The sequence below is a fragment of the Parasphingomonas zepuensis genome (genome assembly GCF_036663735.1).
Lineage (GTDB): Bacteria > Pseudomonadota > Alphaproteobacteria > Sphingomonadales > Sphingomonadaceae > Sphingomonas.
The window spans coordinates 566,263-578,888 of record NZ_JAXOJO010000001.1; the positions used below are offsets into that span (position 1 = coordinate 566,263).

Here is a 12,626-nt window from a genome sequence, read left to right on the forward strand (position 1 = left end):
CGCGCTACCCCTCGGCGCTGCCGGGGAGATCGAACAGCGAGCGATATTGCCGGGGCTGGGAGCGGAGATACTGGTTGGGCGCGCGCACCCGGCCGCCGAGATGGGCGGCGGCGTGCCACGGCCAGCGCGGATCGAACAGGATCGTGCGCGCGAGCGCGATCAGATCGGCATCGCCGGTGCCGATGATCGCCTCGGCCTGTTCATAATCCGTAATCATGCCGACCGCCACGACCGGGATGCCGACGGCCTGCTTCACCGCGCGGGCGAGCGGGACCTGGTAGCTTGGCCCGATCGGGATCTCCTGCCGCGGATCGAGGCCGCCGCTCGACACATGGATGGCGGCGCAGCCCCGCGCTTCGAGCGCGTGGGCGAAGGCGATGGTCTGTTCGACGTCCCAGCCGCCCGGAACCCAGTCCGTGCCCGAGACGCGCATCGTCACTGGCCGCTCGGCGGGAAAGGCCTGCCGCACTGCATCGAACACTTCGAGCGGGAAGCGCAGGCGGTTTTCGAGGCTACCGCCATACTCGTCCTCGCGCCGGTTGGAGAGCGGCGAGAGGAACTGGTGAAGCAGATAGCCATGGGCGCCGTGGAGCTGGACGGCGTCGATGCCGAGCCGCGCGGCCCGGCGTGCAGCGTCAACGAAGCCGTCGCGGACGCGCGCCAGGCCAGCGGCGTCGAGCGCGACCGGCGCGTTTTCGCCCGGCGCGAAGTGCAGCGCCGACGGCGCCACGGTCTGCCAGCCATTGGCGGTATCGGGCCGAAGCTGCGCACCGCCGAGCCAGGGAAGATCGGTCGACGCCTTGCGACCGGCATGGCCGAGCTGGATCGCGATCGGCATGTCGGAATGACGGCGGATGCTGTCCAGCGTGCGCGCCATCGCTTCCTCGGTCCGGTCGTCCCACAGGCCGACATCGGCGTAGGAGATGCGCCCCTCCGGCAGCACCGCCGTCGCCTCGATCGTCAGCAGTGCCGCGCCGGACAAAGCGAGATGGCCGAGATGGATGAGGTGCCAGTCCGTCATGCAGCCATCGACCGCCGAATATTGACACATCGGGGCGATGACGATGCGGTTGTGCAGCGACAATTGCCCGACGTTGAGCGGTTCGAAGAGTTTGGGGCCGGCCATTATAGTCTCCGCTGAGAGGGTTAGTTCGGGCGGCGCCCGTCGGCGAGCCACGCAGCAAGATTGGCGACATAGCGCCGGGTGGAGCGTGCCGCCTCCGCATTGTCCAAGATGCCGCGCCCGGGCGGCTCCGTGACGAAGCTGGGCGCGCCGTAGCCGGGATCCCAATTATAGTCGGCGAAGTGATGGAAGGAGGATTCCGCCACGCCGGGGCCGGCGCCCGTCTCCTGCGGGTCGAAGGCCACCGCGATCGCGAATTCGGCGCCGGTTACGATGCTGGAGCCAGTGGCGATGACCCGCGCGCCCGGCGCATCGGACGGGGCGGAGACATCGCCCTCATGCGGATGGGCGGGGAGGAAGCGCAGGACGCCGTCCGGCGCATCGGCATCGGCGAGCAGCGGATGGACCGGACCGGCCGGCCGGATCTCCTGATAATCGCCGTTCGCGCCGGAATGGAAGTTCGGCCAGAGGATCTGGGTGGTGAAGGGATCGTCGATCACGTGGCGTGCTTCGTCCGGGTCCAGATTGTGCGAATGGAAATGGTGGGCCCGGCCGACGCCGCCGAGATCGCAGACCGAGCAGCCCAGATCCATATGGTCGCGCGCGACCAGCAGGCCGCCGCCGCGATCGTTGAAGCGGCCGATCGCTGCGGATTCCCGCGCGTTCAGGCCGTCGCCGACATCCACCGCGAACAACCACAATGCATCGAAATCGCTCTCGTCGAGATTGGAAAGGACTGGATCGTCGGCGCCCGGCGGAGCAGCGCGATCCCGCGCCGTGACGTCATAGAGCGGCGCGCCGTCCGGACCGGTCAGGCCCGCGAGATAGGCCTCCAGCAGCGAGAAGCGGGCGATGCTCCAGTCGTCATGCGTCGGCTCGATCGTGGTCTGCAGGAGAAGGCGTTTCGGCGTCATGGTGAATCCCGGCGGGCGGTTGACGTCAGGAAGATAGGTGCGGCCGGCGTTCATAAAAGGGCGCCGGGATAGCGGGCGTGCCTGGTGGGAATGTCATGCAGGTCGCTGACATTTTCCCAGACGTCTAATTTCAGAAATTATCATTATATTTCAATAGTTTATGAAACATCATCGTACGCCGTAGCTGTCACATCGCGAACATCGCCACGGCGGCCGCCGCCATCACCGCGGTCGCCGTCCAGCCGAAGAAGCGCAGCCCGAACGAAGCGGTGTAGGCGCCCATGGTCGACTTGCGCGAGACGACGATCATCATCACCGCCATGATCGGCACCGCGACCACGCCGTTGATCACCGCGCTCCAGAACAGGGCCTTGATCGGATCGATCGGCGACCAGTCGATGCCGATGCCGAGCAGGGTCGCCGCGCCGACCACGGTATAGAAGCCCTTCGCCTCGAGCGGCTTGCGATCGAGCCCGATCGTCCAGCCCAGCGCCTCGCCAATGGCATAGGCGGCCGAGCCGGCCAGTACCGGGATCGCCAGCATGCCGGTGCCGATGATGCCCAGGCTGAACAGCAGGAAGGCGAACTGCCCGGCGATCGGGCGCAGCGCATCGGCGGCGTCGGCCGCCGTCTGGATATCGGTGCGGCCCGAGGCGTGGAGCGTCGCCGCCGTGCCGATCATGATCGCCAGCGCGACCAGGTTCGACACCGCCATGCCGGCAAAGGTATCGAAGCTGATGCGGCGGAACGCGCCGGCCGCTTCGCCGGGGGCGTCGTTCAGGGCGTGCATGGACTTGTCCTGATCGAGCTCCTCCACTTCCTGAGAACTCTGCCAGAAGAAGAGATAGGGGCTGATCGTGGTGCCGAACAGCGCGACCACCGTGGTGATCGCGGCAGTGCCGGCAATGGTCGGCCAGACCATGCCCCAGCCGACCGCCACCCAATCGACGTGGATCATGAGGATCAGCGCGACATAGGCGAGCAGCACCAGAGTCAGCCATTTCAGGATCGCGGCGTAGCGATGATAGGGCACGAAGATCTGGAGCCCGAGCGACACGAGCGCGAAGACGGCGGTGAAGACATGATCGCCCCAGCCGAGCACGAGCTCGGCCGCCGCGCCCATCGCGGCGAGATCGGCGCCGATATTGATCGTGTTGGCGACGAACAGCAGCGCGACCAGGCCGAGCACGGCCCAGACCGGCAGCACCTTCAGCATGTTGCGCGCGAGGCCGGCATCGGTCACCCGGCCGATCCGGGCGCTGACCAGCTGAACCGCAGTCATCAGCGGATAGGTCAGCACCAAAGTCCAGAGCAGGCCGAAGCCGAATTGCGCGCCGGCCTGCGAATAAGTGGCGATGCCGCTGGGATCGTCGTCGGCTGCGCCGGTGATCAGGCCGGGGCCGAGCTGTTTCAGCAAGGTGGGCCGGCGTAGCGGCGGTTCCGGCGTCATCAGCTGTCCTTCTTGCGCGGGCGCCGCCCGGTCTTGCGGGTCATCGGATCGGGCTTGGGCGGCGGCCGCCAGCCGGGCGGCGGCGTCATGCGCTGCTGGCTGGTGCCGAGGCCCATGCGCCCGGGCTGCTGGCGCGTAAGCCCGGAGGTGTCGACCGCCGCCGCCTCCTCCGCCGAAGCGCCGCCGCGCAACAGGTTGAGCTGATCGCGCAAGCGGCGCGCTTCCTCGAAATCGAGCGCCGCTGCCGCCGCCTCCATGCGTTGCTGCAAGTGTTCGATCTCGTCGCTCATCGCGGCACAACGTCGCACGGCGCGCACGGACCCGCAAACGGCATCACAGATCGCCCGATACGACCGGCCCAAGCACCACTTCGTCGAGCAGAAGCCAGTCGGCCATGCGGCGCAGCTCGATGACCAGCCGCTCCACCGTGTCGGCCGGCGCGCCGGGCTCGAGCGACACGCGGTGAGCGAGCAGGCGGGAGGTCTGGCGGTCGGCCTTCAGATCGACGCGCGCGACGATGCGGTCGTCGAGCAGGAAGGGCAGGACGTAATAGCCATGGATGCGTTTTTCCGCGGGCGTGTAGATCTCGATGCGGTAGCGGAAACCGAACAGCCGCTCGGTCCGGTCGCGTTCCCACACCAAAGGATCGAACGGCGCGAGCAAGGCCGCGCCCTGCACCCGGCGCGGGCGGCGTGCGTCGCGGTGGAGCCAGGCCGGCTGCGACCAGCCCGGCACTTCGACCGGAATCAGCACGCCTTCCTCGGCCAGCGCGGCGACCGCTGCGCTGGCCTCGGCCGGCCGCAGCCGGAAATAATCGCGCAGATCGATCGTGGTGGCGATGCCATGGGCGCGCGCGGAACGCTCGATCAGCGCGCGGTGGGCAGCGTCCTCGGTCGGCGTGGGCAGCGCGAGGATGCCGGGTGGGATGACGCGCTCGGTAAGGTCGTAGACGCGCTCGAAGCTGCGCCGGCGCGTCGCGGTGGTGATGTGGCCGGCCCAGAACAGCCATTCGAGCGCATGCTTGGTCGCGCCCCACGCCCACCAGCCCGTGCTGCTCTTGCCCTCCTCGAAATCCGAGGCGGCAAGCGGACCTTCGGCGCGGATGCGGGCGAGGATCGCCTCGGCCTCGGGCCGACGCTCGCCGGCGAAGACACGCATCGATTTCCAGCCGGTATCGCCGCGATCGGCGCGCGCCATGCGCCAGCGCAACAGCGGATGAAGCGCGAGTGGGAGCAGCGATGCCTCATGCGCCCAATATTCGAACAGACGCCGCTCGCTCCGGCGGCCCCAGGCAGCGCGATCGAGCAGCCCGCGATCATAGCTGCCGAGCCGCGAAAAGGCGGGCAGATAATGCGCGCGCACCAGCACGTTGACGCTGTCGATCTGGTGCAGCGACAGCCGATCGACCGTGCGGCGCAGCTGGCCCTGATCGGCGCGCGCCGGATGCGCGGCGCCGAAGCCCTGCGCGGCCAGCGCGATCCGTCGCGCCTGCGCCAGCGACAGCCGCTCGGTCAGGGGCGTTCAGCCCGGTCGGCGGCGCGCAGGAAATCGAACGCCGCATCGCGCTCGCGCTGAGTCTTGAAGGCCGTTGCCGGATCGGGCGCTTCACCGAGCGAATGGAGCAATGCCCAGAGCGCGAAGCGGCGCCCGGCATCCGGCTCGCTCCAGAAGCCGGTGCCGAGCCGTTCGATGCCGAGTTCGATCGCCGCTTCGTCGAGCGTCTCGATCTCGGTCGTGCCGAAATAGTGATGCAGCAGCGCGTCGAGATCCACAGCCATTCCCCGATCGGGCGAACCGCGCCCGATCGGCTAGATGCCCTGCCCGGCGCGCCGCGCCAAGCACCGATCGACCGGACCGGTCAACTCTTGCAGCTGTCGATCGGCCGGCCGACCAGCGTTTCGTAGAGATGCACCCGCGGCGTATCGGCCCAGAAGTTGCGATAGGTGATGCTCGCATTGGGCATGGTGCGCACTTTCGGAGTGCCCGATCCGCAGACCAGATCGACGACGAAGCTGTTCTTGTAGAAATCGAGCCCGCCCGCCCCGACGAAATCGGGATAGTCGCGCGCAATGTGGCAGGTCCGGCAGGTCTGGCCATAGACGAGGCGATATTCGTTCGCATGGCCCGACCAGCTCGCCGGCGTCGGTGGCAGCTGCGGCCGTCCGGTGAAATTGTTGCCGGGATACCAGCCGTTGATCACGTTCGCGATCTCGTTGCCGGTATTGCTGTCGCGGACGAACTGGTTGAGCCGGGCAAAGGCGTTGAATTCAGCCGCCGAGGGCGTCGTCGCGCCGATCGCCTGGCCATAATCCCAGCTGCGATTGCCGGAATAACGGAAGCTCGGCAGATCGAATTCGCGGAAATGCGCGCCGGCCGCCTTGTTGTTGCCGTTGAGCCCCGGCCCGCCGCCATGGCAGGTCTGGCACAAGGCCGGCACCGGCTTCGGCCCGAACCCGTCGAGGTCGGCGAATTTCAGCCGGCCCGATCCGGCCACGGCGCCGCCGCCATAGACGTAGAACTGGACCTGCTCGTCCCCGATCGCCGCCGGATCATATTCCATCGCGACGGTGGCGCCGGGTGCGGTGTGGCTGACGGCATCGTCCGCATTTTGCGGATTCTGGTCGGGCAGCCCGTAATTGGTGACGTAGCAGGCGAGCTTCTGCCCGGTCTTGAGGCAATGCATGCCGCGGCCAAAGCCGAGATCGTTATGGTTGAGATAATTGGCCGTGACGAAATTTGCACTCACGCTGTTGCCGTTATTGTCGAACCCGTTGGCGCCCCACCAGTCGCCGAGCGTCGGCTTGGGCGTGGGGTTGTCGAGCGCGGCATAATAATCGGTCGCCTGCTGCTCGCCATTCGCCGGGTTGAAGCTGCCATAGGGCCCGGCGAGGAAGGCCGGGCGGCCGAACCCGTCAATGTCGCCGTACGGCGGCACCACGCCGGGCGCGGCGGTGAGCACCACCGGCGTGCAATCGGTATAGGGCGAATCGGGCCACAGATCGGGCGTGGTCATCGCGTGGTGCGGCGGCGCATCGGTGTTGATGATGTTGTCGAGCAGCACGACCTGCTGGTTGTTGGCCTTCCCGCGCAGCTCCAGCCGCAAGCTGTTGGGGAAGCCGGTGTTGAACGGGATGCGGAAGATCGCGTGATATTGCTGGTTGTCGAGCGCGACTTCCTTGACCTGGGGCGGCGGGGCGCCCCCGAACGAGACATAGGCACGCAGGACCAGATCGGACCAGCCGTTGAAATCGGGCCCGACCTCGACTCGCACGCAGGTCGCATGATCCGGATCGGTGCCGGCGACATCCATGTTGAGTTCAGAGAAATGCCGGGTCTTGCCGACATAGGCCCAGCCCGACGGCGTATTCTGCAGGGGCGCGGTGCCTTCCTCGACCCACAACCCGGCCTTGTTGTCATAGGACCAGAGCGCGATGCTTGGCGGCGCGGCCGGCCGGGCCTCGTCCGAGACGGGCACGCGAATCTCGGCCGTCTGGCCGGACCGGAGATTGAGCGGGTTGCCGGCCGCGTCGGTGAATTTGGCATAGACCGCGCCGTAGCTGCGCAGCTCGGCACGGCCACCGCCAAGTGGCGTCGCCTGGTAATCGCCGGGAATGGCGCGGCGCGCCGGGTTGAGCGAGGCCGAGGATGCCTGGATCGCGCCGACCGGCGCGACCCCGCCGGGGCCGACCAGCGCGCCGGCCGGAACGGTGATCTGCACGCCGCGCGGATCGCAGCGCGTCTGCTTGGCCGCGGCCGCGAGCAACGCCGCGTCGCTGCGCTTGCGGAGCGCCGCCGCCTCGCGCGAATCGGCCTTGTCGGTCGGCGCGCGGTATAATGTCGGCTTCACCAGCCGGGTGAGCGGCCGGCGGCGATCCTGCGCGGTCGTCCCGCCGCACGGGCCGGAGCTGCGCGTATCGGCGATCTCGACGACACCGCCTGGCGGCACCGTCTCGACCTGCGCGCGGATCATCTCATAGGTCGCGCCCGTCGCGTCCTTGTCATAGACGCGCGAGACCGGCGCATAATTGGCGCGGGCGATGTTCAGCACATAGCGATCGTCCGGGCGCGGGCTGGCGGTGAGCGCGAACCAGCCATTGGCACTGGTCTTGACCGAAGCGCCCCCGACGCTGACCGCCGCGCCGCCGAGCGGCGCCTGCGTCACCTCGTCAAGCACCACGCCCGAAAAGGCGAGATCGGGCGGGCCGGCGCGCAACTCGATGCGGCGATAGGCATAGCCGCCCTTGCCGTCGCGCGCGATCACATAGGCAGCGGCGAGGCCGGGTTCGGACGGGATCTGCCATTTCTCGGAATCGCCATTGCCGGTTCCGATCGCGCCGCCCTCAATCGTGCGCCAGCTATATTCGATCGAATCGCCATCGGCATCGCGCGACTGGGCAATCACCTTCACCGTCGAGCCGGCGACCGCGCGACGGATCGATTTGCTGCCGTCCGTCGCGAAGACGGTGACGAGCCGCGGCGCGCGATTGGGCAGCGGCAGATTCACCCGCGCACCGCCCGCCGCCAGCGTGACCGGCACGCTCGTCTTCGCCTTTTCGCACGCCGCCGTGACGGTATAGGCACCGGGCGCGAGGCCGGTAATGGCATATTCGCCGCGGATATTGGCGCGCACTTTCCTGCCGCCGGCGGCAACCACGGTCGCAACATCCAGCCGGAAGAAGCTGTCGCTGATCCAGCAGGGCCGGTTATCCCCGGTAAGGCTAACGCCGTAGAGGACGGGCGAGCCGAGCCGGGCGAGCACGTCCTGCGCGCCGACCGTCTTGCGACGGACGGTCAGCGCTTTCGAGCAGCCCTTCGCGTCAGCGATCGCCCAGCACACCTGATAGATCCCGCCCACCGGAGCGATCAGATCGAAGCGGCCGTCGAGCGTGGTCACCGCGCTCGCCACGTCGACGCCGGTGGCGGATCGCAGGAAGACCTTCTGGTCCGGCAGGGCGATGGCGGTGGCCTGGATCGCCGCGACGATGCTCGGCGCGCGCGGTACGACGAGCTTCAGCGTGCCCGTCACGCGCACCGGGACGGCGCGCGACGGCTGCGCGACCCCGGCCGAATATTGGAAGGCAAGCGCGGCGAGCAGCACCAGCGCGAGGAGGAGGACCGTCCAGACGATACGCGTCGAGCCCCGCAACCGGGCGAGCGAAGTCATCAGCATAGCAATATCCTCCTTCGCGCCGAGTTATCGACGCAAATTGCGCAGCACAAAAATTACCGACCACAGTCAGTCGCAGTTCAGCAGGCAATCGCCCACATTTCCGGAATCGATCGATTCCCGATTTGCAGATGACGCCCGTTTGCGACCCATATTTTTTTGATTGCTCTGATCATATCACAGGAAAAGGACTGATCAAAGCCGCGACAACACTTGTCTGAACCGCTTTGGCGGTAAAATCCGGCGCGATAGTCTCGCGTAGCCGGAGCCTATTCGCCGATCAGGTGCAGCGCGACCTCCCGGCGGTGCGGCCGGCGGCGATGCTCGAACAGATAAATGCCCTGCCAGGTGCCAAGCGCCGGACGCCCGCCGATCAGCGGGATCGACAGCTGAACCTGCGTGAGCGCAGTGCGCAGATGCGCCGGCATATCGTCCGGCCCTTCATCGTCATGAGCGTAGGACGCGTCCTCGGGCGCGATGCGGGCGAAGAAATCCTCCAGGTCCGTGCGGACCTCGGGCGCGGCATTCTCCTGGATCAGCAAGGAAGCCGAGGTGTGGCGACAGAAGATCGTGAGCAGACCCGAATCCATTTCGTGACGATCGGCCCAATCGACGATCTGCCCAGTGATCTCGACCAGTCCCTGCCGCCGCGTCTCGATTGCGATGATTCCGCTATGCTGTCGCATCTTCTTTCGCGTCCTGTGATTGCGGCGGGATCGTCCAGCAAAACTGTCTTGCTCTATATCAGTGCGAATCCTGGGAACGGCCAGACCCGATATGCGTCTAGTCGGTCTGATGACCGTACCCTCTACCCCACTCCACCCCTGGCAGCACCACGCGCAGGACGAACTGCAAGCGATGATGCACGCGATGGTCGATGCGCCGGCCTTTCCCTGTGTCGGCGCCAAGGCCGCGCTTGCGCGCGGGACGTTGCAGGTGCTCGCCTGCAACCGGATCGACAGTGCATGGGACGATCTGCGCATCCATGACGGGCTCCTGGCCTTTGCCGCGGCCTATCGCGAGGCCCCTGCCCTGTTCCGCAGCTTCGCCGTCGTCTTCGAGGGGCCCGAGGATCTGCCCGAGGCCGAGTTCGAAGCGGCGCTGTGGAAGCGAGTCCAGTCGCTGTCGGACAAGGATGTGTGGCGCGGCCAGGATTATGATCCGGCGGTGAGCCCCGATCCGGAAAACCCGCATTTCTCGCTGAGCTTCGGTGGAGAGGCCTTCTTCATCGTCGGCCTGCATCCGCACGCCAGCCGCCCGGCGCGGCGCTTCGGGCGGCCGGCGATGGTGTTCAACCTGCACGACCAGTTCGAGACGCTGCGCGCGCAGGGCAAATATGAGGGCATGCGCGAGAAGATCCTGGTGCGCGACGAAGCGCTGGCCGGATCGCGCAACCCGATGCTGGCGCGGCACGGCGATACCAGCGAGGCGCGCCAATATAGCGGCCGTGTGGTGGGCAATGACTGGGCCTGCCCCTTCCGTTATGCAGGGCAAGCCAAATGAACGCCGTGACCGAAATCCCCGAGCGCAGCGGCACCGCCTTTCGCCTGGCGAAGGGCGAAACCCTGGTGGTGATCGATCCGCGCGGCGAGCAGGTCGCCGATCTGCTGGCGTTCAACGCGGCGGATACCGAGGAAGTGATCTCCTCCGGTCGCACGCTCGATTATGCGTCGCGCATCTATCTTACGACCGGCGACAAGCTCTATTCCAACCGATCCAACGTGCTGCTGGAGATCGTCGAGGACACGGTCGGCCGGCATGATTTCCTGCTGACGCCGTGCTCGGCGGACACGTTCCGGCTGCTGTACGACGATTTGACGCCGCATCGCGGGTGTTTCGGCAACCTCGCTGAGGCGCTGGCGCCCTACGGCATAGTGCCGGACCGCATCCCGACCGCGTTCAATTGCTTCATGAACGTGCCGGTGGACGGCGAGACGGGCGAACTGAAAGTGCTGCCGCCGATCAGCAAGGCCGGCGACCATATCGCGTTCCGCGCGGAGACCGATCTGGTGATCGGGCTGACGGCGTGTTCGGCGCCGGATTCCAATGGGGGAAGCTTCAAGCCGATCCATTACCGGATCGAGGCGGCACAGGGTTAGTCCCTGCAGCTGCGCATTTGGAATTCCACGCGCTCCGTTCGCCCTGAGCTTGTCGAAGGGCCGTTCTTTCTATCCGCGGAAGATAAGAGCAGGGCTTCGACAAGCTCAGCCCGAACGGAGAGAGGGGATTCCAGCCAAGCGAGTCCTCTAACCAGGCACCGCCACGCCCATCACGCTTGCCGCGACCGCTTCCGCCACCTTGATGCCGTCGACCGCGGCGGAGAGGATACCGCCGGCATAGCCAGCGCCCTCGCCCGCTGGAAACAGGCCGGCGGTGTTGAGGCTCTGGAAATCGGCGCCGCGAGTGAAGCGTACCGGCGAGGAAGTGCGCGTCTCGACGCCGGTCAGCACGACATCGGGGTGATCATAGCCGCTGATCTGGCGGCCGAAGACGGGCAGCGCCTCGCGCATCGCGGTCACCGCGAATTCGGGCAGGCATTCGGCGAGATCGGCCATCTCGACGCCGGGGCGGTAGGATGGAGTTACCTGGCCGAGCGCCTTGGACGGTCGGCCAGCGAGGAAATCGCCGAGGCGCTGCGCGGGCGCCTTGTAGGTGGAGCCGCCGGCGATGAAGGCGCGCGATTCCCAGTGGCGCTGGAAGGCGATGCCGGCGAGCGGATCGCCGGGATAGTCGCGCGCGGGATCGATCGCGACGACGAAGCCTGAGTTCGCGTTGCGCTCGTTGCGCGAATATTGGCTCATGCCGTTGGTCGCGACGCGGCCTTCCTCCGAGGTCGCGGCGACCACGGTGCCACCGGGGCACATGCAGAAGCTGTAGACCGTGCGGCCGTTCGAGCAGTGATGCGAGATGTGATATTCGGCCGCCCCCAGGATCGGGTTGCCGGCATCGGCGCCGAAGCGCGCGCGATCGATCCAGGATTGCGGATGTTCGATGCGCACGCCGATCGCGAAGGGCTTGGCCTCGACATGGACCCCGGCGGCATGGAGCATGGCGAAGGTGTCGCGCGCGCTGTGGCCGACCGCGAGCACGACATGATCGGCCTCGAGATAGTCGCCGGTGTGGAGATGCAGGCCGCGCACGCTGCGGTTGCCCTGCGCATCGGTCGCGACATCGATGCCGTCGACGCGGTGCTGGAAGCGATATTCGCCGCCCAGCCCCTCGATCGTCTCGCGCAATTGCTCGACCATGGTGACGAGGCGGAAGGTGCCGATATGGGGATGCGCCTCGGTCAGGATCTCGGGAGGGGCGCCGGCCTTGACGAACTCGGTCAGCACCTTGCGATCGAGATGGCGCGGATCCTTGATCCGGCTGTAGAGCTTGCCGTCCGAAAAGGTGCCGGCGCCGCCCTCCCCGAACTGAACGTTGGATTCGGGATCGAGCACGCTGCGGCGCCACAGGCCCCAGGTATCCTTGGTGCGTTCGCGCACGACCTTGCCGCGATCGAGGATGATCGGGCGGAAACCCATCTGCGCAAGGATCAGGCCGGCGAACAGGCCGCACGGGCCGGCGCCGATCACCACCGGGCGCGGGCCGCTGCGCCCCGCAGGCGCCTGAGCGACGAAATGGTAGCGCGTATCGGGCGTGCGCTGGACGTTGCGGTCCTTTTTGAAGCGGGCAAGCACCGCCGCCTCGTCCTTCACGTTCACGTCGACCGAATAGACCAGCATGATCGCGCGGTTGTCCCGCGCATCATGGGCGCGGCGCGCGACGACGTGGCGCACCAGTTCACGCGGGGAGATGCGGAGCCGCTTGCAGATCGCGGCGGGCAGCGCCTCGTCCGGATGGTGGAGCGGCAGGGCCAGTTCGGTAACGCGCAACATGGGGTGGCTCTAGCGGGGGTTGGGATTTTGACCAACCGGCGGTTTTTACCTTTCCGTTCCCCGGCGAAGGCCGGGGCCCAGTTGGGATGTC

General features: G+C 67.2%; 11 protein-coding genes. 2 read left to right on the forward strand and 9 right to left on the reverse strand.

The window, feature by feature from the left end:
• Nucleotides 1–4: 4 nt before the first annotated feature.
• The 8 genes from U1769_RS02755 to U1769_RS02790 all read right to left on the reverse strand — a co-directional run bounded on the left by U1769_RS02755 (nucleotide 5) and on the right by U1769_RS02790 (nucleotide 9,340).
• Complete coding sequence (locus U1769_RS02755) at nucleotides 5–1,126, reverse strand: NADH:flavin oxidoreductase/NADH oxidase (protein ID WP_332711613.1); 1,122 nt, start codon at nucleotides 1,124–1,126, stop codon at nucleotides 5–7.
• 20 nt (nucleotides 1,127–1,146) lie between these two features.
• On the reverse strand, nucleotides 1,147–2,091 hold the full coding sequence (locus tag U1769_RS02760; RefSeq protein WP_332711616.1) for a hypothetical protein: 945 nt from the start codon (nucleotides 2,089–2,091) through the stop codon (nucleotides 1,147–1,149).
• A 133-nt stretch (nucleotides 2,092–2,224) separates the two neighbouring features.
• A complete protein-coding gene (locus U1769_RS02765; protein ID WP_332711618.1) occupies nucleotides 2,225–3,487 on the reverse strand; it encodes an NRAMP family divalent metal transporter in 1,263 nt (420 codons plus the stop codon).
• On the reverse strand, nucleotides 3,487–3,777 hold the full coding sequence (locus U1769_RS02770; RefSeq protein ID WP_332711621.1) for a UvrB/UvrC motif-containing protein: 291 nt from the start codon (nucleotides 3,775–3,777) through the stop codon (nucleotides 3,487–3,489). Before U1769_RS02770 ends, U1769_RS02765 begins: the two co-directional genes overlap by 1 nt.
• A 43-nt stretch (nucleotides 3,778–3,820) precedes the next feature.
• Entirely contained in the window at nucleotides 3,821–5,002 is a 1,182-nt protein-coding gene (locus tag U1769_RS02775; RefSeq protein ID WP_332713610.1) for a winged helix-turn-helix domain-containing protein, read from the reverse strand.
• On the reverse strand, nucleotides 4,999–5,265 hold the full coding sequence (locus tag U1769_RS02780) for a hypothetical protein (RefSeq protein ID WP_332711623.1): 267 nt from the start codon (nucleotides 5,263–5,265) through the stop codon (nucleotides 4,999–5,001). The genes U1769_RS02775 and U1769_RS02780 overlap by 4 nt, the downstream gene beginning before the upstream one ends.
• An 80-nt stretch (nucleotides 5,266–5,345) precedes the next feature.
• The gene (locus tag U1769_RS02785; RefSeq protein WP_332711626.1) at nucleotides 5,346–8,657 is read right to left on the reverse strand and encodes a carboxypeptidase regulatory-like domain-containing protein; all 3,312 of its coding nucleotides are present in this window, start codon (nucleotides 8,655–8,657) and stop codon (nucleotides 5,346–5,348) included.
• A gap of 266 nt (nucleotides 8,658–8,923) precedes the next feature.
• Nucleotides 8,924–9,340, reverse strand: a complete 417-nt coding sequence (locus U1769_RS02790; RefSeq protein WP_332711629.1) for a secondary thiamine-phosphate synthase enzyme YjbQ — start codon at nucleotides 9,338–9,340, stop codon at nucleotides 8,924–8,926.
• Nucleotides 9,341–9,449: 109 nt separating this feature from the next.
• Between U1769_RS02790 and gntA the strand changes: the two genes are divergently transcribed.
• Together gntA and U1769_RS02800 are read left to right on the forward strand one after the other, a co-directional pair.
• Nucleotides 9,450–10,157, forward strand: coding sequence for a guanitoxin biosynthesis heme-dependent pre-guanitoxin N-hydroxylase GntA (gene gntA / locus U1769_RS02795; protein WP_332711632.1), 708 nt, complete (start codon nucleotides 9,450–9,452; stop codon nucleotides 10,155–10,157).
• Entirely contained in the window at nucleotides 10,154–10,753 is a 600-nt protein-coding gene (locus tag U1769_RS02800) for a DUF1989 domain-containing protein (protein WP_332711634.1), read from the forward strand. Before gntA ends, U1769_RS02800 begins: the two co-directional genes overlap by 4 nt.
• A gap of 147 nt (nucleotides 10,754–10,900) precedes the next feature.
• On the opposite strand, the gene U1769_RS02805 is transcribed toward U1769_RS02800, so the two are convergent.
• Entirely contained in the window at nucleotides 10,901–12,535 is a 1,635-nt protein-coding gene (locus U1769_RS02805) for an NAD(P)/FAD-dependent oxidoreductase (protein ID WP_332711637.1), read from the reverse strand.
• Nucleotides 12,536–12,626: the final 91 nt, after the last annotated feature.

Coding starts and splice junctions, on each gene's coding strand:
- U1769_RS02805 (WP_332711637.1), bottom strand. CDS start 12,535: ATGTTGCGCGTTACCGAACTGGCCCTGCCGCTCCACCATCCGGACGAG.
- U1769_RS02790 (WP_332711629.1), bottom strand. CDS start 9,340: ATGCGACAGCATAGCGGAATCATCGCAATCGAGACGCGGCGGCAGGGA.
- U1769_RS02780 (WP_332711623.1), bottom strand. CDS start 5,265: ATGGCTGTGGATCTCGACGCGCTGCTGCATCACTATTTCGGCACGACC.
- U1769_RS02760 (WP_332711616.1), bottom strand. CDS start 2,091: ATGAACGCCGGCCGCACCTATCTTCCTGACGTCAACCGCCCGCCGGGA.
- U1769_RS02765 (WP_332711618.1), bottom strand. CDS start 3,487: ATGACGCCGGAACCGCCGCTACGCCGGCCCACCTTGCTGAAACAGCTC.
- U1769_RS02785 (WP_332711626.1), bottom strand. CDS start 8,657: ATGCTGATGACTTCGCTCGCCCGGTTGCGGGGCTCGACGCGTATCGTC.
- U1769_RS02800 (WP_332711634.1), top strand. CDS start 10,154: ATGAACGCCGTGACCGAAATCCCCGAGCGCAGCGGCACCGCCTTTCGC.
- U1769_RS02770 (WP_332711621.1), bottom strand. CDS start 3,777: ATGAGCGACGAGATCGAACACTTGCAGCAACGCATGGAGGCGGCGGCA.
- gntA (WP_332711632.1), top strand. CDS start 9,450: ATGACCGTACCCTCTACCCCACTCCACCCCTGGCAGCACCACGCGCAG.
- U1769_RS02755 (WP_332711613.1), bottom strand. CDS start 1,126: ATGGCCGGCCCCAAACTCTTCGAACCGCTCAACGTCGGGCAATTGTCG.